This is a genomic window from Tepidibacter sp. Z1-5 (genome assembly GCF_037844525.1).
Lineage (GTDB): Bacteria > Bacillota > Clostridia > Peptostreptococcales > Peptostreptococcaceae > Tepidibacter_A.
This window is the reverse complement of sequence record NZ_JBBMMD010000011.1, coordinates 1-19,093: the sequence shown is the minus strand read 5'-3', so window position 1 is coordinate 19,093 and position 19,093 is coordinate 1. Positions and strand designations below refer to the sequence as shown.

General features: G+C 26.9%; 20 protein-coding genes. 19 read left to right on the top strand and 1 reads right to left on the bottom strand.

The window, feature by feature from the left end:
* The first annotated feature begins 10 nt into the window (after window positions 1-10).
* The 19 genes from rodA to WJW32_RS02670 all read left to right on the top strand — a co-directional run bounded on the left by rodA (window position 11) and on the right by WJW32_RS02670 (window position 18,708).
* Window positions 11-1,126 carry a rod shape-determining protein RodA gene (gene rodA / locus WJW32_RS02760; RefSeq protein WP_445330196.1) on the top strand — a complete coding sequence of 372 codons (1,116 nt, stop codon included), beginning with the start codon at window positions 11-13 and terminating at the stop codon, window positions 1,124-1,126.
* 13 nt (window positions 1,127-1,139) lie between these two features.
* Window positions 1,140-1,550, top strand: coding sequence for a methylglyoxal synthase (gene mgsA / locus WJW32_RS02755; protein ID WP_340254636.1), 411 nt, complete (start codon window positions 1,140-1,142; stop codon window positions 1,548-1,550).
* A 269-nt stretch (window positions 1,551-1,819) separates the two neighbouring features.
* Window positions 1,820-2,404, top strand: a complete 585-nt coding sequence (locus tag WJW32_RS02750) for a hypothetical protein (protein ID WP_340254633.1) — start codon at window positions 1,820-1,822, stop codon at window positions 2,402-2,404.
* 508 nt (window positions 2,405-2,912) lie between these two features.
* Window positions 2,913-3,782 (top strand): mechanosensitive ion channel family protein, encoded by an 870-nt coding sequence (locus WJW32_RS02745; RefSeq protein WP_340254630.1) that lies wholly within the window; start codon window positions 2,913-2,915, stop codon window positions 3,780-3,782.
* 130 nt (window positions 3,783-3,912) lie between these two features.
* Window positions 3,913-4,422: a flavin reductase family protein gene (locus tag WJW32_RS02740; RefSeq protein WP_340254627.1), complete on the top strand. Its 510-nt coding sequence runs from the start codon at window positions 3,913-3,915 to the stop codon at window positions 4,420-4,422.
* Between the two features lie 339 nt (window positions 4,423-4,761).
* On the top strand, window positions 4,762-5,634 hold the full coding sequence (locus WJW32_RS02735; protein WP_340254624.1) for a methionyl aminopeptidase: 873 nt from the start codon (window positions 4,762-4,764) through the stop codon (window positions 5,632-5,634).
* A gap of 224 nt (window positions 5,635-5,858) precedes the next feature.
* Complete coding sequence (locus WJW32_RS02730; protein WP_340254621.1) at window positions 5,859-7,433, top strand: MutS-related protein; 1,575 nt, start codon at window positions 5,859-5,861, stop codon at window positions 7,431-7,433.
* A 56-nt stretch (window positions 7,434-7,489) separates the two neighbouring features.
* On the top strand, window positions 7,490-8,104 hold the full coding sequence (locus tag WJW32_RS02725; RefSeq protein ID WP_340254618.1) for a hypothetical protein: 615 nt from the start codon (window positions 7,490-7,492) through the stop codon (window positions 8,102-8,104).
* A gap of 358 nt (window positions 8,105-8,462) precedes the next feature.
* On the top strand, window positions 8,463-8,984 hold the full coding sequence (locus tag WJW32_RS02720) for a DNA topology modulation protein (protein ID WP_340254615.1): 522 nt from the start codon (window positions 8,463-8,465) through the stop codon (window positions 8,982-8,984).
* Window positions 8,985-9,142: 158 nt separating this feature from the next.
* Window positions 9,143-9,976, top strand: coding sequence for a methyl-accepting chemotaxis protein (locus WJW32_RS02715; protein WP_340254612.1), 834 nt, complete (start codon window positions 9,143-9,145; stop codon window positions 9,974-9,976).
* 25 nt (window positions 9,977-10,001) lie between these two features.
* Window positions 10,002-10,865 (top strand): MBL fold metallo-hydrolase, encoded by an 864-nt coding sequence (locus tag WJW32_RS02710; protein ID WP_340254609.1) that lies wholly within the window; start codon window positions 10,002-10,004, stop codon window positions 10,863-10,865.
* Window positions 10,866-11,084: 219 nt separating this feature from the next.
* Window positions 11,085-11,492, top strand: coding sequence for a GntR family transcriptional regulator (locus WJW32_RS02705; protein ID WP_340254606.1), 408 nt, complete (start codon window positions 11,085-11,087; stop codon window positions 11,490-11,492).
* Window positions 11,467-12,363 carry an ABC transporter ATP-binding protein gene (locus WJW32_RS02700; RefSeq protein WP_340254603.1) on the top strand — a complete coding sequence of 299 codons (897 nt, stop codon included), beginning with the start codon at window positions 11,467-11,469 and terminating at the stop codon, window positions 12,361-12,363. The genes WJW32_RS02705 and WJW32_RS02700 overlap by 26 nt, the downstream gene beginning before the upstream one ends.
* Window positions 12,338-14,368, top strand: a complete 2,031-nt coding sequence (locus tag WJW32_RS02695) for a DUF6449 domain-containing protein (RefSeq protein WP_340254600.1) — start codon at window positions 12,338-12,340, stop codon at window positions 14,366-14,368. The genes WJW32_RS02700 and WJW32_RS02695 overlap by 26 nt, the downstream gene beginning before the upstream one ends.
* Window positions 14,369-14,593: 225 nt before the next feature.
* Window positions 14,594-14,917 carry a PadR family transcriptional regulator gene (locus tag WJW32_RS02690; RefSeq protein ID WP_340254697.1) on the top strand — a complete coding sequence of 108 codons (324 nt, stop codon included), beginning with the start codon at window positions 14,594-14,596 and terminating at the stop codon, window positions 14,915-14,917.
* Window positions 14,910-15,479 carry an HAAS signaling domain-containing protein gene (locus tag WJW32_RS02685; protein WP_340254597.1) on the top strand — a complete coding sequence of 190 codons (570 nt, stop codon included), beginning with the start codon at window positions 14,910-14,912 and terminating at the stop codon, window positions 15,477-15,479. Before WJW32_RS02690 ends, WJW32_RS02685 begins: the two co-directional genes overlap by 8 nt.
* Window positions 15,480-15,494: 15 nt before the next feature.
* A complete protein-coding gene (locus WJW32_RS02680) occupies window positions 15,495-16,406 on the top strand; it encodes a DUF4097 family beta strand repeat-containing protein (RefSeq protein ID WP_340254594.1) in 912 nt (303 codons plus the stop codon).
* Window positions 16,407-16,659: 253 nt separating this feature from the next.
* The gene (locus tag WJW32_RS02675) at window positions 16,660-18,078 is read left to right on the top strand and encodes a PAS domain-containing sensor histidine kinase (protein WP_340254591.1); all 1,419 of its coding nucleotides are present in this window, start codon (window positions 16,660-16,662) and stop codon (window positions 18,076-18,078) included.
* Between the two features lie 51 nt (window positions 18,079-18,129).
* Window positions 18,130-18,708: a DUF4825 domain-containing protein gene (locus WJW32_RS02670; RefSeq protein WP_340254588.1), complete on the top strand. Its 579-nt coding sequence runs from the start codon at window positions 18,130-18,132 to the stop codon at window positions 18,706-18,708.
* Between the two features lie 180 nt (window positions 18,709-18,888).
* On the opposite strand, the gene WJW32_RS02665 is transcribed toward WJW32_RS02670, so the two are convergent.
* A partial coding sequence (locus WJW32_RS02665) for a transposase domain-containing protein (RefSeq protein WP_340254585.1) occupies window positions 18,889-19,093 on the bottom strand: 205 nt, incomplete at its 5' end.

Sequence of the window (19,093 nt, the reverse complement as noted above, 5' to 3'; positions counted from 1 at the left end):
TAAGTAGGTGATGACGTTGAAGATAGAGTTAAAAATGTTTAAGGATATTGATTGGATATTGGTTACTATTATAATAGCTATATTTTCAATAGGAATGGTTGTTATAAGTAGTGCAACACACGTTAACGATTCGGGAAGTTTTAAACAACTTCAAGTTCAGGCTATATCATTTGTGATAGGTTCTATAATAATATTTATTATGCTTTTGTTTGACTATAATAAGATAGGAATGTACCATAAGTATATATACGGATTAAATATATTTTTGTTGTTGGCGGTTTATATTCCAGGGCTAGGAGTATCTCATGCAGGTGCTACTTCATGGATTAAATTAGGACCAATAAATATTCAAACCTCAGAAATTGTTAAGTTGGGATTTATAATAAGCTTTGCTAAGTTTATGGAAAATAAAAAAGATAAATTGAACACATTTAAAGATTTGTTGCCTATAATTGGATATGCCGCACCATTACTTATATTGATTTTAAAACAGCCGGATCTAGGAACGGCAATAGTATTTATATCTATAATATTTGGTATGATGTTTATTGCAGGTCTTAATTATAAGATAATAGCTTATACATCGATTACAGGTATAGTGTCTATACCTATAGTATATAATTTCTTAAAACCACACCAAAGGGTTAGAATAGATGCTTTCCTGCATCCTGGTGATCCTAAATATCCTGGAAATTATCAGGTTATTCAATCTATGGTAGCTATAGGATCTGGAAAGATATTTGGAAAAGGTCTTTTTAAAGGAACTCAGAATCAATATGATTTTCTTCCTGTACAAGAAACTGATTTTATATTCGCTGTATTAGGGGAAGAATTGGGTTTAATTGGTGGAATTATATTAGCTTTGTTATTTTTATTGTTTTTGAATAGAGTAATTAAAATAGCAAAAAATTCAAAGGATTTTTATGGAACGTTAATAACAATGGGAGTATTATTTATGTTTTTGTATCAAATTGTTCAAAATATAGGAATGGCTATAGGTCTTATGCCTGTTACTGGAGTTACTCTTCCTTTTGTTAGTTATGGTGGAAGTTCTTTGGTTACAAGTATGATGGCTCTTGGAATAGTATTAAATGTATCTATGAGAAGAAAAAAGATAAACTTTTAAGGGGAGTGTATATATGAATATAGCTCTAATAGCTCATGATAGAAAAAAAGAAACTATGGTTAATTTTACAATAGCATATAAACATATACTAGAAAAACACGATTTATATGCTACTGGAACTACAGGACTTAGGATTCAAGATGCAACTGGACTTAATATAAACAGGTTTTTATCTGGACCGTTAGGTGGAGATCAGCAAATAGGCGCAAAAATTGCAGAAGAAGATATGGATTTAGTTATATTTTTAAGAGATGCACTAGAAGCTCAACCTCATGAGCCGGATATACAAGCTTTAATAAGATTGTGTGATGTTCATTATGTTCCAGTAGCTACTAACTTAGCAAGTGCTGAGATATTCATAAAAGCTATTGAAAGAGGAGATTTGGACTGGAGAAGTGTAAGAAAAACTAATATGTTCAAATAATTAAGCAAAAATATGCTATCTAAAATTTTAGATAGCATATTTTTTTATTTATAAGTAAATTATATAATTTACAATCTACGAATAATATTGATTAAAAAGCTAGATTTGCAACTATTTTTAAGCAACGGAGCCCGTTAGGACTCGTTGGTGATATGAGCTATGCAATAGCATAACGCGAATTTTTGCATATAAATGTATAGCACATCATATTTATTAGTGTAAAAGAAAAATAAGTTAAACAGCAGCTAGCAGAAAAAGGGGGTTGGATTTTGGAACTATGTGAATACGAAAAACATGCGGCTCTTGAGATTGCAGGAGTACCTGCTCAGACCAGAAAATTGGTTAAAAAGGGAGAAATCGTATTAATACTAGGAGCAGCAGAAAAATCAGGATTATTTTGCTGTTATGAATGTAAAAAGGCAGTTGGCCAAAGTGGGAAGGTTATAGGTATTGTAAAAAACGAAAAAGATAAGCAAATTCTCAATTATACAGGATTTTGTAATGAAATAATAGTTGAAGATACTAAAAATTCAACTAAGGTTTTAGCTGAGGTATTAAGATGTAATGATGGAGAAGAAGTAGATATCTGTATTGACTGTGCAGGTGTAGAAGATACAGAAATGTCAAGTATATTGCCTGTTAGGGATGAAGGAATAGTGTATTTCTTTTCAATTGAAACAAGCTTTAAAAAAGCAGTACTTGGAGCAGAAAGTGTAGGTAAAGACCTAATTATGATAATGGGTAATAGATATAACAAAAAACAGGCGGATATAGTTTTTGAGGATTTAAGAGAGTGTGACACACTTAGACATATGTTTAATAAATTAGTGGTTGATGAAAACGGATGTATGTAAAGATAATGGAATGCGTAGGGGCTTTGATGTTTTGTACATCGGAGTCTTTTTTTATTATTTTATGGAATGTTTTACATTTTATAATGAAAAATACATATTTTGATATATAATATTGGTATGGAAAAATTGATGAATTATTTATTCTTAATCTTAAAATAACACACATTAAAATAACGCTACTTCGTCAACGTTTTAGTAAAACGTTAACCAAAAGTAGCTAACATTTTAATGTGCATTATTTTAGGAGTGGCGTTCTTATATTTAGTTATAAAGAATACACATAATATGTTAAGTAGGTGGATTTAGAGATAGAAAGTATAGTTAATGATTTAGGAGGTGATTATAATATAGGGGTTTACAGCATATAACATTTTAACATGCATCAATATATTAAACACTTGGGTAAACGGTACAGGATTGGAAAATATATAAAAAATATAGAATCATTTGCTTAAAACCGATATAGTATGTATATAAATGATAATCTATATTGGGAGGAGTTACACTGATGAATTCAATTTTTACATATATAAATGGAAATGATTTGGTGATAAAGGTTTTCTGGACTTTTATAGCCTTTATAGCTATTATGTTAAGTATTAAAATTATTAATCATATTATTTATACTAATATTGATGATAATAATAAATATTATTTAGTTAGAAAAAGAGTTTATTATTTTTTTAGTTCTATTTTTGTTATTGTTTGTATATTTCTTTGGTCGAATTCTGCAACTAGTTTAACAACCTACTTAGGGCTTGTATCAGCTGGTATTGCTATTGCTTTAAAAAATCTATTTTCAAATATTGCAGCATGGGTATTTATCATTATAAAAAAACCATTTAAAGTAAGTGATCGTATAAGTATAAATAATCAAAAAGGGGATGTTATTGATATAAGGATGTTTCAGTTTAGTTTAATGGAGGTGTCATCTTTTGAGAATGGCGAGCAGAGTACAGGGCGTATTGCTATTATTCCAAACCATTACATTTTTTCACATTCCTTAATTAACTATAATAAAGGGTTTAAATATATTTGGAGTGAAATAAAGGTACTTATTACTTTTGAAAGTGATTGGGAAAAGGCTAAAACAATTTTGACGGATGTAAGCAATAAACATTCTTTACACTTATCTGATGAAGCCTCTAGAAGCGTAGATGAAGCAAAAAAAGATTATATGATTCATTATAATAACTTAACTCCAATTGTATATACAGATGTTAAAGAAAGTGGAATACAGTTAACTATGAGATACTTGTGTCCACCACGTCAAATGCGTAATACTGTGAATGATATATGGGAAGATATTCTTAGAATATTTAGAGATGAAGAGAATATTCAATTAGCCTACCCAACGACAAGAGTTACTCGTGACTAGGATTTTTGATTGTAAAAAACTATTTAAAGAAAATATGTTTCTTAGCTTGATAGCTCTGTGACTAAGTGGTAAATTTAATATATATTAAATTATGTATAGAATATAAATATAAATTTTAAGGAGTGATTTTGTGAAGGAAATAAAATATAATGAATTATCTAAAGAACTTTTGGATCAGCTTCAAAAGGGAGCTTTTTTAAATGTTAAAGATAATGATGGAAATGTAAATACAATGACAATAGCTTGGGGAAATTTAGGTTTTATGTGGAATAAGCCTGTTTTTACTGCAATGGTAAGATACTCAAGACATACATATAAATTAATAGAAAATGCTAAAGATTTTTCTGTAAGCTTTCCACTAAAAGGACAGTTAAAAGAAGCATTAAGTATATGTGGAACTAAATCAGGTAGAGATATAGATAAATTTAAAGAATCTAATATAAATGCAGTAGATAGCAAAAATATAAATTCACCTATAATAGAAGAATGTGATCTTCATATTGAGTGTAAAATAGTTTATAAACAAGAAATGGATCCTAAATGTATAATTGATAGTGAAATAAAAGAGAAAAAATATTCAAATGAGGACTATCATGTATTATATTATGGAGAAATAGTAGGTACTTATATAAACGAATAATTATTATATATTAGTTAAACACTTTAATTTAGTAGGATCAGTAGTGTATAGATTAAATTAAAAAGCATTAAAAAATAAATAAGTTTTAACTAAAAAATCGAAGTGAAGTTCTCGAATTTTACTTCGATTTTTTTTACATCCAAGGAAACTATATGACTTTCGACTTGTGAATAACATTGATAAGTTAACTAGATTTGCAACTAAGTTATACATAAAAGCAAATAATAACTGTACGTTGTGGTAAAATATACCTAGTGGATATTACTTTTATTTAAAATGAAAATATAATTAAGTAATATATTTAACATATGGTTAAATATATAAATAAGGAGAGGGCATATGAGTTTAAATAGAAATGATAAATGTTGGTGTGGTAGTGGACTAAAATATAAAAAGTGCCATGTGGATTTTGATGAGAAATTAAAAAAATTAAGACAAGAAGGATATAGAGTTCCAACAAAACATATAATTAAAAACAATGAACAAATTGAAGGGATAAGAGAAAGTGCTAAAATTAACAATGGTCTTTTAGATGCTATTAATAAGAATATTAGAGCGGGAATGAGCACAGAAGAAATAAATACAATAGCGCATGAGTACACAGTATCTCGTGGAGGAAGACCAGCGGATCTTAATTATAATGGTTTTCCAAAGAGTATTTGTACATCGGTTAACAATGAAGTGTGCCATGGCATACCCAGCAAAAATACAATTCTTAAAGAGGGAGATATCATAAATGTTGATGCAACCACTATGCTTAATGGATACTATTCAGATGCATCAAGAATGTTTGAAATTGGTAAGGTGAGTGCTGAAGCTAGAAGAATTGTTGATGTAACTAAAGAGTGCTTATATAAAGGAATAGATGAGATTAAACCGTGGAAAACCTGTTTAGGAGATATAGGTGCAGTTATTCAAGAACATGCAGAAAGTAATGGATATTCTGTAGTTAGGGAGTTTGGAGGGCATGGAGTTGGAATTGCTATTCATGAAGAACCTTTTGTTTATCATTTTGGAAAAAGAGGATCAGGTATGCTTTTAGTACCAGGTATGGTATTTACTATTGAACCTATGATAAATGGTGGAAGTCATAGAATATTTGTAGATAAAAAGAATGGATGGACAGCATTTACTGCTGATGGAGCACTTTCAGCACAATGGGAACATACACTTCTTGTAACTGAAGATGGAGTAGAGATAATATCCAAATAAAAGAGTGAATCGTATACAATATGTACACTAAAGTATAAATGAAAAATTAAGTTATTAGATTTTTAATTAAGGGCTTCGATGCTATGCATTGAAGTTTTTTGTATTCAATAAAAATACATGTAAAAAATAGGAAAAGGAATGGGTTTTGTGTATAATATTAGTGTATTTAGATTTTGAAAACACTTAAAAAATTAAAGGAAATATATATAATAAGGAGTTTTTTTATGAATGTTATAAATTATTTTATATTGAAGATAAAAGAAAAATTTTCTAGAAAAAATATAAATCCATATGATTTTAAGAGAAAAAGAAATTTTAATAATTTGAAAACTTTTGATAATAATTTTGGAAGTGATAAAACAAGAATTAATGATAATACATGGAATGATTTAAATATGGATGATGTATTTTGTAATATAGATTATACAATTACAACTCCTGGCGAACAGGTTTTATATAATATATTAAAGAATCCATTATTTGATAAAGCATATTTAATTCAAAGAGGAAAATACATAAATTATTTTCAAAACAATAGTCATAAAAAAGAAGAGGTAATAAAGATACTTAATAGTATAGGTAGGACGAGTAAGGATACAACAAGTATATTGTGTAAAAATATAAATCCAAATCCTAAACTCAAATGGTTGGTACATATACTACCTGTTCTATTATTTATAAATATGATTATAATTTGTTTTATAAAAATCAAATTATATATATATTCGTTAATTATTATAGGGTTTATAAATATATATACTCACTATAATATAAGTTATTTGATAATGGAACAAATAGAGGTTATACAGTATTTAGGTCATACTATAAGTTTTAGTTATAAACTTGGCAATATATTAGATACAGAGCTTCAAGGATACTCCGATGAATTAAAGAAATTGTATAGTATATGTAGGATTATATCTAGGAAGACATCGATAGTATTCAAAATAGAAGGAATAGATATAGTAGCAGACTATATAAATATACTATTTTTAATTAAAGAAAGAAATTATTTTAAATTAGCTGATGACATTAAGAAATTTAAAAATGACATTGTTAGACTATACATGATTATAGGTGAGATAGATAGTTTTGTTTCTATAGGTGAATATAGAGAGAATGTAAATCTATTTAGTGAACCTGTATTTAAAAATGAAAATAAAGTTTTAAATATGTCACAGGTATATCACCCTTTACTCCATAGACCTATTAAAAATTCATTTGATGTGAAGAATACTAGTATTATAATAACTGGTTCAAATATGAGTGGTAAATCTACATTTATGAGAACTATTGGAGTAAACTCTATATTTGCACAAACGATATATACTTGCTTAGCAGATAAGTATGAGACTAGCTTTTATAAAGTAATATCGTCTATAAGTTTAAATGATAGCTTAATTAATGGGAAAAGTTACTATCTTTGTGAAGCTGAAGCTATCAAAAGGATAGTACATGAATGCACAGGAAAATATAGTTGTCTTGCTATTATAGATGAGATATTTAGTGGGACTAATCCAATTGAAAGAGTCGGAGCTGCAATTGAAATATTAAATTATCTAGACACTAAAAATTCTATAATCATAGCATCAACGCATGATCTAGAACTAACAAATATGCTAGTAAATTATGAGCCATACTACTTTAAAGAAGATGTTACGAAAGATGGTTTGAAATTTGATTATAAGATAAGATCTGGAGTTTCAAATACTAGAAATGCTATTAAAATATTGGATTATTTAGGATATCCTAAGGATTTGATATTAAGAATAAATAAAAGAGTAGGAGATAGAGTCTAAATGTATGGATATTGAATTTAGGTAAGGAATATAGTTATATAGTAGGGGGCGATTTTATGGACAAAGAAAATGTATTTTTCTTTGTAATAGGTATATTATATATTTTATATGCTGTATATATTGTCATAGTTCAATATAGAGAAAGAAATAAAGTTATTATAAAAGCAAAATATAAGAAGTCCACTATTGTAAAAATGGTGTTTTTCATTTTAGTATTTAGCTTTAATACCTATGTTTATATGGATGGCTTTTGCAGTACTAAATCTTTTCGAGATGAGCATTCAATAGGTTTTTATGAAATGATTAGTGATCAAAGAATGGAAAGTATAGTTAAAAAATCAGGTGACTATGATGATGTATTTGTAAAATATCGATTGATGCAAATAAGAATGGGTAGGGAATCAATGTTAATATATTTTATATTTATATTATTTTGTTTGATTGTACTGAGTGTTGGAAGAGATCGATTTGAGTATGGTGGTATTAGAATATTAAATAAGTTAACACCTTGGGGAAAATATGAAAAATATGAGTGGGAGGAAAATGAAATAAAATTTTTATATAACAAAGGGAGTAGAATGGATATATATGAAGTTAAAGCTGATGAAAAGAGTATTTTGGATAATTATTTGAAGGAAAATGTATATGTTAATGAAAACAAAGAAGTATAAATCGAACAAAAAGGGTATGTAATTTAATCTGTGTCTAAGCCAGGTGGAATGAAATCATGTTTAGAATTAGCATAACTTGGTGTTAAAGTCATTGGAAGTACTAATGCGACTGCCAATATAAAACTAAATATTCTTTTCATAATTTTGCCTCCCTTATTTATTAATCTATTATAGACTACGTACTATATATGTTTTTTAGGTACTTTTATTTAAATATTATTCATAATTGTAATTTATTTGAAATTAATTACATGTCTTTAACCATAATTATACAAAATTAATTAATAGTATGATAAAATCTATTTACAAATAAAGGAGTGAAAAAGTATATATAAAGTTTAAAAGCGTGGTGAATATATTGAAAAAAATAATGATAATTGGTTCTGGGGGAGCTGGAAAGTCTACATTAGCAAGAAAATTAGGAAATATCATTAATATAGAGGTTATTCACTTAGATAAATTATTTTGGAAAAGTAATTGGGTGGAAACTGAATATAGTGAGTGGGTAGAAATTATAAAAAAACAAGTAAAGAAGAAATCTTGGATTATTGACGGAAATTATGCAAGTACTATGGATATTCGCTTAATTGATGCTGATACAATTATTTTTCTTGATTTTTCAAGATATATTTGTTTGTTAAGAGCTATTAAGCGAAGATTTATGTATAAAAATAAATCTAGACCAGATATAACAGAAGGTTGTGTTGAAACATTTGATTTAGAGTTTTTCGGATGGATTTGGAATTTTCCAAAATCTAATAGAAATATGATATTAAAGAAACTAGATAAATATAAAAATGAAAAAAATATATTTATATTAAAAAATCAAAAAGAATTAATGCAATTTTTAAGTGGTATAGAGAAAAACAATTTAAAATAAAAAATAGAGAGTGAAAGTTTACATTCTTATTTGGACAGGTCTTACTGAACATAAAATAGTTAAATCACCACCTCGATATTACTAAATATGTTATAATTTAAGAAGTATTTAAATCACTTTATATTAAATTATACAAAATCTTAAAAAGAGGTGACTGCATGATTACAACTTTAGAAGAAAATGAACTTATAAAATCTTTTAATAATTTAATACCATATTTTCAATATTATTTTGAGGATGAGATTGCTTTTACTATTTCAAATACAAAGCATTTTTTAAGAGGTGTTGATAGTGAAACAATTAAGCTAGGAATAAAACCGGGGGATACCATCCCAGTTGGTTGTGCAGCGTATGAATGCTTAAAGGCTAAAAAAACAGTAGTTATAATTGTACCAAAAGAGCTTTGTGGTATTTCTGTAAAAGCAGTAGGCGTTCCGGTTAAAGAAAATGGAGAAGTAGTTGGAACGATTGTTATAGCAAAAAGTTTAAAACGTCAAAAAGAGATGCTTAGTTTAACCGAGAACTTGTCTGATTCTTTAGAGCAAATAGCGAAATCCATTAATGAAATTAATAAAGGAGTACAAGATGTTTCCTTAGTTAATGGTGCTATACAACAAAATATAGAAAAGACTTATGATGAAGCACAAAATACAGATAAAGTATTAAAATTCATTCAAACTATCGCAAGTCAGACAAATCTATTAGGATTAAATGCAGCCATTGAAGCAGCTAGAGCAGGAGAGGTAGGTAAAGGTTTTAGTGTGGTTGCAAGTGAAATAAGAAAGCTATCAGTATCTAGTAGTGAATCTATTAAGCAAATAAATGATGTACTAAAAAATATTCAAGATTCAGTAATGAAGATATCAGATAAAATTAATGATTCGAATATTGTTTTTGAAGAACAGGTTTCTTCTATTGAAGAAATAACAGAAGTTATAGAAAAATTAAATCAATCTGCATCAGTACTTAAGGCAATGGCATCACAAATCTAATGAATTTAAGTAGGGGATGAGGGTTATGAAAATTACAACAATAATAGAAAATTCTTTGGGTGATAAAAACGAACTGTATAATGAACATGGATTGTCTTTTTTTATAGAAACACCAAAGTGTAATATTTTATTTGATACAGGAAAAACAGGAGATTTTATTGAAAATACAAAAGATTTACATGTTGATTTAAATAAAGTAGATTATTTGGTACTTAGTCACGCTCACTATGATCATTGTGGAGGAGTTAGAAGATTTTTAGATACTTTTAATGTCCATCCGGAAATGTATATAAGTGAAAAATTCTTTGTAAATAGCGATAAATACCATTATTCAGATGGAAATCAAAAACTAGATTTTACATCTAGTGATTCAGAATATAGATATATAGGCATTGACTTTGACGAATCTTTTATAAGAGATAAGAAAATAGATATTAACTATGTGAATAATGATATGGTAAAGCTTAGTGATAATGTATATGTCTTTACTAATTTTGAAAAAAAATATGATTTTGAAATAAGCAATCCTAACATGAAAATTAAGCAAGGAGAAGAATACATAATAGATCCTTTTGATGATGAAATAGTTTTAGCTGTGGATACAAAAAAAGGCCTTTTGGTTCTACTTGGTTGTTCTCATCCTGGAATTTTAAATATAGTCGATACAATTGCTAAAAGAACAGGTAAGAATATATATGGAGTTATAGGAGGAACACATCTTGTAGAAGCGAATGAACAGCGTATAAGTAAAACCATAGAATGCCTAAAAGAAATGAATATTAACATTATAGGGGTATCTCACTGTACAGGAGAAAATGCAACTAAAATGTTTGAGCAAAACTGTGAGAATTTCTTTGTAAATTGTACAGGAACTGTTTTAGAAGTGTAGTTCTTCCATCAATATTATCTACATAACAAAAATTTTATAATCTCTTAGCATATAAAATATCACACTAGTTGAAGTGAATCAAATCAGATTTATTTCAATCGGTGTGATTTTTATTTTTTGTGTTTACAAAATATAACAATTGAGCTATAATTAAAACTGTACTATATATAATAATACAGATAACACATATAATACAGATAGAACGGAAGGAGGGTATACATGTTTGAATTAGATTTAAGAAGTAGATTGCCTATATATGAACAATTAGTAGAACGATTTAAAGAGCTTATAATTAGTGAGGTATTAAAAGTAGATGAAAAACTACCTTCAGTACGTACACTTTCAACACAACTTACAATTAACCCAAATACTATTCAAAAATCATATAGAGAGCTGGAAAGACAAGGATATATATATTCTATAAAAGGGAAAGGAAGTTTTGTAATGGCATCATCACAAATTATAAATTCTGAAAAGTTAACAAATATAAAAAAAGAATTAGTTAAGAATTTGTCTGAAGCTATTTATTTAGGAATGGATAAAAATGAAATTATAGATATGATTTCAGAGGCTGAAAGTTTGGTTAGAGGAGGAGAAGGAAATGATTGTGGCAAAGAATGTAAGTAAATCTTTTGAAGGATTTGAAGCTTTAAAAGACGTTAGTTTAAGTGTAGAAAAAGGTTCGGTATACGGTTTAGTAGGTTCAAATGGAGCAGGAAAAACTACACTTTTGAAACTTTTATCAGGTATTTATAGACAAGATAATGGAGAAATATACATAGATGATAGTGAAGTATATGAAAATATAGATATAAAATCAGACATGATATTTATGCCTGATATTCTTTATTTCTTTGCTCAATATACAATAAAAGAAATGGCTAAATTCTATAAAAGAATTTATAAAAACTGGAACGAGGAGAGATTTAAAAGATTAGAAGAAGTTTTTAATATCAATACTAACAAAAGAATTAATAGTTTATCTAAAGGTATGCAAAGACAAGTTGCATTCTGGCTAAGTTTCTCTACTATGCCAAAGATTATGATTCTAGATGAGCCAGTTGATGGATTAGACCCTGTTATGAGAAAAAAAGTAAAAAATCTAATTATTCAAGATGTAGCAGAAAGAGAAATGACAGTATTTATTTCATCTCATAATTTAAGAGAACTTGAAGATATATGTGATCATATAGGAATACTTCACAAAGGGAATATGATAATTCAAAAGGATTTAGATGATTTAAAATCAGATGTTCATAAAATACAAGTTGCTTTTGATGAAATACCAAAAGAACTTTTAGGGAATATAGATGTACTTTATAAAGAAGAAAGAGGAAGTATTGTTTTATTAATTGTTAGAGGGAAAAAAGAAAATGTAATATCTACTTTAGAAAAGTATGAACCAAAAATTTTAGATGTCTTACCACTAACATTAGAAGAAATATTTATTTACGAAATGGGGGGTATCGGGTATGAAATCGAAAACATCATTTTTTAATAGAGGGGTAATATTTAATAATTTTAAAAGATTTTCTTGGGTAGGAGTAGTCTACTTATTAGGATTATTACTTACTATACCAATGAGAATGTTGATGATAAATAGTGAAGTTGAAAATTATGGATATTATAGAGAAAATCCAATAAAAAGGATGTTTGATTTTGAAACTGGAGAAACAATGATTTTAATGGGGGTTATACCTGTTCTGTTAGCTATTTTATTATTTAGATATATACATATAAAAAAATCATCAGATATGATACATTCACTTCCTATAAAAAGAGGAAATTTATATAATAACCATATATTTGTAGGTACATTACTTTTAATACTACCAGTAGTTGTTACTACAATTGCTTGCATTATATTAAATTCTACACTAACTTATAACCAATATTACAAAGATTTTGTATATACAATAGATATCCTAAGATGGGGTGGAATAACTGTAATTTTAAGTACATTAATTTTTATGTTTACAGTTCTTGTAGGAATGATTACAGGAATATCAGCTGTTCAAGGTGTATTGAGTTACATATTTTTATTTTTGCCTGTAGGGTTAACTGGATTAGTAGTTTATAATATGGGAATTTTTATATATGGATTTAGTGCGGATTCTTATTTAATGGAAAATATATTTAAACTATCTCCATTAACTATAGCACCTTGCGTACCAAATGAAGATATGATGAGCTTGAAAGCAGTGTTAATATATATATTAATTTATATTATTTTATATATTATATCTAGAATTTTATATAATAAAAGAAATCTAGAAGCAGCATCTCAATCTATTGCTTTTAGAAGCTTTAAGCCTATATTCAAATATGGAATAACATTTTGTACTATGTTATTAGGTGGATTGTATTTTGTAGGATCAAGAAATAATATTCATTGGGTATTATGTTGGTATCTTATTATGTCTTTAATTGGATATTTTATTGCAGAAATTACTATAAAGAAATCTTTAAGAGTTTTCAAAAATGTAAAAGGATATTGTATATATGTTGGAATAATAATAATTCTTCTATTAGGAATAAAATTTGATATTATTGGATATGAAAAATATATTCCCGATGTAAACAAAGTGGAAAGTATATACTTTGATCAAAGTTTTTATAGATTAAGAGATTCTGAAGAAAAAAGACTTTATTACGATGAAGATAATTGGAAAAACATTCAACAGCTTCATAAGCAAATCATAAATGATAAAAAGCAAAATTTAGACAAAGATAACTCAGATCTGAATGTTGCTATTGCATATAAATTAAAAAGTGGAAGAATAATAAAAAGAAGTTATGGTATTTCAAAAGAAGATTACATTAAATATTTAAAGCCTATATATGAATCTAAAGAGTATAAAAAAATGAAAAATAGAATTTTTGATGTTAATAATTCGGACGTTGAGAAAATAACAATTAGACCTGTAGAAAACAGTAATAAAGTAACTTATATAACGGATAAACAAGAAATTAGAGAATGCTTAGAAATTTTAAAGAATGAAATAAATAATCAAAAATATGAAGACATGATAGATAAAAAAGAAGATTGGTCAGATATAGATATTTCATTAATAGAGAATAAAAAAGATAATAACGAAGACAGTGAAGAAGATAAGTATAACAATGGTATACACATGGTATGGGATAAATCTTTTATTAAACTGGAAAAATGGTTAGAAGAAAAAGATTATATAAAAAATTCAAGAATTACTTCAGAGGAAGTAGCTTATGCTACTGTTGAAAAAGTAGAAAATCTAGATGAGATGTACAGAGATCAATATGGTAGATATATAAATCAGAATGATAAAAACATAAAGAGATTAGATATATTAGATAAAGATAAAATAGAAATGTGTTTAAGAAATTATGAAAATAACTATCATGATCCAGATTCAAACGCAAAGTATATTATAGGGTTTTATTCAGAGGATAAAAGCAATATAGTTTATGGAAGTTTTGAGGAAGACAGTGCTCCTGATTTTATTAAAAACTTTTTTAAATAAAAAATATGCATTATGTTATGCTCATATCCTCAATAGAATTTTGAAACTCATTTTTTAAAATTTGCGTAGTTTAAATTAGGGGCTGTCTCAAAATAGAAATTAATTTCTGTTTTGAGACAGTTTTTTTTAATTGATCAATTGTTTTTCGTTTAGTACCTTGCAATATACAGTACTGTATTATATACTATAAATGGAAATAAAACTTATAGAGGAAAGGAAATGAACATGAATATTCAGTTTAAAAAAGGTGTTTTAGAGTTATGTGTTCTAGTTTTACTTAGTAAAAATGACTGCTATGGATATGAATTAGTAGAAAAAATATCAAAATATATAAATATATCAGAAGGAACAATATACCCCCTTTTAAGAAGGCTTCAAAAAGAAGGCTATTTTACAAGCTATCTTAAGGAATCAAGCGAAGGACCACCTAGAAAATATTATAAGATAACGGATGAAGGTAAAAAAATAAAAAATGAATTGATTAATGAGTGGGATCATTTTATTAAAGGTGTCAATAGTATTATAAATGAGGAGGATTTAAATGAATAAAAAAGAGTTTATATATATTTTAAAAAATCAACTTTACGGATTATCTAAAGAAGAGATAGATGAAATAATTTATGATTATGAAGAACATTTTAGCGTAGGTCTAGGAAGAGGAAAAACAGAAGATGAAATATCAAAAGAACTAGGAGATCCTAAAAAAATAGCCAAATCATATAAAGCCAATATTGTCATTGAAAATGCACAAAATAACCCAACACCTACTAATATAGTAAAGGCAGTTATTGCAACCATAGCGCTTGGATTGTTTAATTTAATTTTTGTTTTAGGACCATTTATAGGATTGGTAGGAGTATTGATAGGATTATTTGGAGGAGCTTTAGGGGTGACTTTTGGTGGAATAGGAATGTTTATAGATGCAATATTCGGTCCTGTGTTTGGAGTAAATATTACCATTAATATTAACCCTATAGGTGCTGGATTTATAGGTATAGGAACAACTGCTTTAGGTATACTGTTTTTTATTTTAGATATATATCTAACAAAACTTGCGTATAAAGGTACTGTTAAATATCTAAAATACAACATTGATATAATTAAAAAATAATTAGGAGGGGATTGTATGAGTATTAAAAAAATTGTTACATACTTAATAACTATAATGTTAATTTGCTATGGAATAGGATTTACTATAATATCTTTTACTGGAGGATTTAAAGATAACTTTAGTGTTTCATATAAAAATAAAAAAGATTATAATAATTTAGATCAAGAAAAAGTTGAGAAAATAGATGTAATAAATCAAATCTCTATTGAAGCTTCAAGTTCTGATATTAATATAATTCCTGAGGATAGAGCAAATATCAAAGCTCATTTTTATGGAAATGTTATTTCAACGTTTAAGCCTGAACTTGAAACCAAAATAAATGGAAAAGAACTTTTAATATTTGTAAAAAGGCCAAAATCATATAGTATATTCAATTCTGATTTAAAGCTTGATATTTTTGTACCTAAAAATTACAAAGAAAACATAGATATAAATTCATCTTCTAGTAATATAAACATTCAAAATGAATTAACATTAAATAATCTTTTTATAGATGTGAGTTCAGGAGACGCAAGTTTAAAAGATCTAAATATTAAAAATTTAAAATATGATAGTTCTTCAGGAACATTAATAGGAGATAATATAGTTACAGATTCTACATGTATAGATTTATCTTCAGGAAATGTAGAGTTAAATAATTTTACAGGAGATTTAAAAGGTGAATCGTCTTCTGGATCAGTAGAAGTCAATTATAATATATTTGATAATAATATTGATCTAGATACTTCGTCAGGAACTGTAAATATAGAATTGCCAGATGATGCTAAATTTTATTTGGATGCTGAGTGTTCTAGTGGAAATATTGAATGTGGTTTTCCTATTATGGTAAGAGGTAAACAGGAAGACAATACTTTAAGAGGAATTGTTGGGAATGATAAAAATAAAATAATAATAAATACTTCATCAGGAGATATAAATATATATTAAAAATTAAATTAGTTTTTAATTCAGTTAAACAGGATGTATATCAAAAGGATCTAGGAAAATAGATATTTTGATATACATCTTTTTTTGAAATTTAAAACATGAATAAAATAAGATTAAATTTAAATATAAGAAATTTTCAATATATATAAATTTCGATAGTATATACATATATTTCATGTATAATGTTAATATGTAATAATCTGCAAAATTATAGACATATTATATTTGCAATCTCTTTGAGGAGGACTTTTTGATGAAATTAAAAAAAATAGGACAAATACAGATTATTTTATCGAGCTTAATTAATTGTTTATCTATAATATTAAGTTTGATTTTATATTTATATAAAATTAAGCTGAATTATATTATTGTTATAGGAGGACTTATTTTATTATTAATTTTAAATATATTATCAATAATAATAAATATAAAGATAAAATCTTATATTAATAAAATGGAGAATAAGCTTTGCTTGTTTGAAGAAATTGTTGAGTCATCACCTAATGCAATTTTTGTACATAGAAAATTAGAGTTTAAATATTTAAATAAAAAAGCGGCAGAGATTTTTGGATTCGAAAATGCACAAGATGTAATTGGAAAACCTGTAGAAAATTTCGTAAAATTTAATATAGATGCAATAGGAGAAGAACGATATGAAGCTGCTAAAGAAGGCAGATATTTTGAACCTGTTGTAGAAGAAATGTTCTTTAGGGAAAATGGCGAAGTGATTGATATGGAGATATTTGGGAGTAGTATAGATGTACAAGGAAATAACTATGCATTGGTTTCATGTAGAAATGTCACTGAAAAAAAGAAAATACTAGAGTTAGAGGAAAAAGTATGTCTAGAGGAAAAAAAATTAAGAGAACAAATACAACATGATAGAATAAAGGATGAATTCTTCGCTAATCTATCACATGAATTAAGAACTCCTCTAACAATAATTTTAGGCACAATACAACTTTTTGAAAATACATCTGAATCATTCGTACCTAAACAAAATAAAAGCTTTAAAACATTAAAGCAGAATGGTTATAGATTATTAAGATTAATAAATAATTTAATAGATATTACTAAAATAGATGCAGGATATTTTGATATAAATATGGATAAATATAATATAGTATCTGTAGTTGAGGATGTCACATTATCAGTTATAGACTATGTAGAGAATAAGGGGTTATACATAGAATTTGATACAGAAGTTGAGGAAAAAATAGTGAACTGTCACATAGAAAGTATGGATAGAATTATACTTAATTTATTATCAAATGCTGTAAAATTTACACCAGAAGGTGGGAGTATATTTGTTAATATATTTGATGAGGTTGATAATGTTAAGATTGTAATAAAGGATACAGGGATAGGAATAAAAGAGGATGATATTGGTTTGGTTTTTGATAGGTTTAGACAAGTAGACAAATCGTTTACAAGAAATCATGAGGGGAGCGGTATAGGGCTATCTATAGTTAAATCTTTAGTAGAGATGCAAGGAGGAACAATATCTTTAAGTAGTGAATACGGTAAGGGATGTGAATTTGTTATAAAACTACCTGTTGAGGATGAATTTATAAATCAAAGTTTAAATTTAACGACGGAAAAAGAAGATTATATGAAACAGAAAGTCAATATCGAATTTTCAGATATATATGATCTGAAAATGGAAAGTTAGATTGATTAATTTGTGTAGCTTTACTATATAATTTAATGGGGTTGATTTAATTTGAAAAAAATATTTATTTTAGTTTTTATTTTGATTTTGGGTTTTACACTATTCACAGCTTGCAAATCAAATGAAACTAAGAGTACAAATAAGATACAAGAAATAAATATAGAAAAATTAATAGAATATAAAGATTCTTATGTTGGAGATAATAGCGCTGTAGGTGGAATCTTATACAATTTACCGGGCAATATCTATGTAAAACAGTTTTCATTACAAACAAATACCGAACCGTATGGGATAAAAGTAGATTATGGATTACAAGAAAATTCAAATTTGAAAGAAGAAGATTTTGATAAGTATTGGAATAGTGAGAGTGTAGAAAATATATTTTTAAACAATGCTACTACGTTATTTATACTTGTAAAGAATGTAGATAAAGTTGAGTTTGAACTGGATACCCCAAATAAGCAATCATTTACTATAACTAGAAAAGAACTTGAAACTTTCTATGGAAAAGATTTAAGAGAATATAGTAGAGATACATCTTTATGGGAAAAAGAGGTTTTAAAAGGAGTTATAAATTCAAGTGAAAAAGTAGAAGAGTTCTTTAAAAGTCATAATATAACTGTTGAATAGATATTTAGGAATTAAAGACGGAGAGTTGTAATGTAGGGTATTCATTGGATGCTAATACTGGAGAAAAAATAGATACTGAAAAAAGTGATAGAATGTATGTATCCGTCAAAGATTTACCGTCTTGAAATAGAAAATCCAGTATAACTAACTAGAAAAATTAGTATACTGGATTTTTAAAATTTATTTCTTATTTTTGATTTGCAATTCCTCGGGTAAAGTATCTGACCAAGGCATTAGTGCTAGTAAGTTCGCTTTCGTTCTGTCTATATCTTCCAATTTTGATATCGCATTCATTAAATATAATAGATATTTTTCTGACACTAAACCATTGGCTTTCGCCGTTTCTATAATTGAATATATCAAGGCACTAGACATAGCTCCTTTA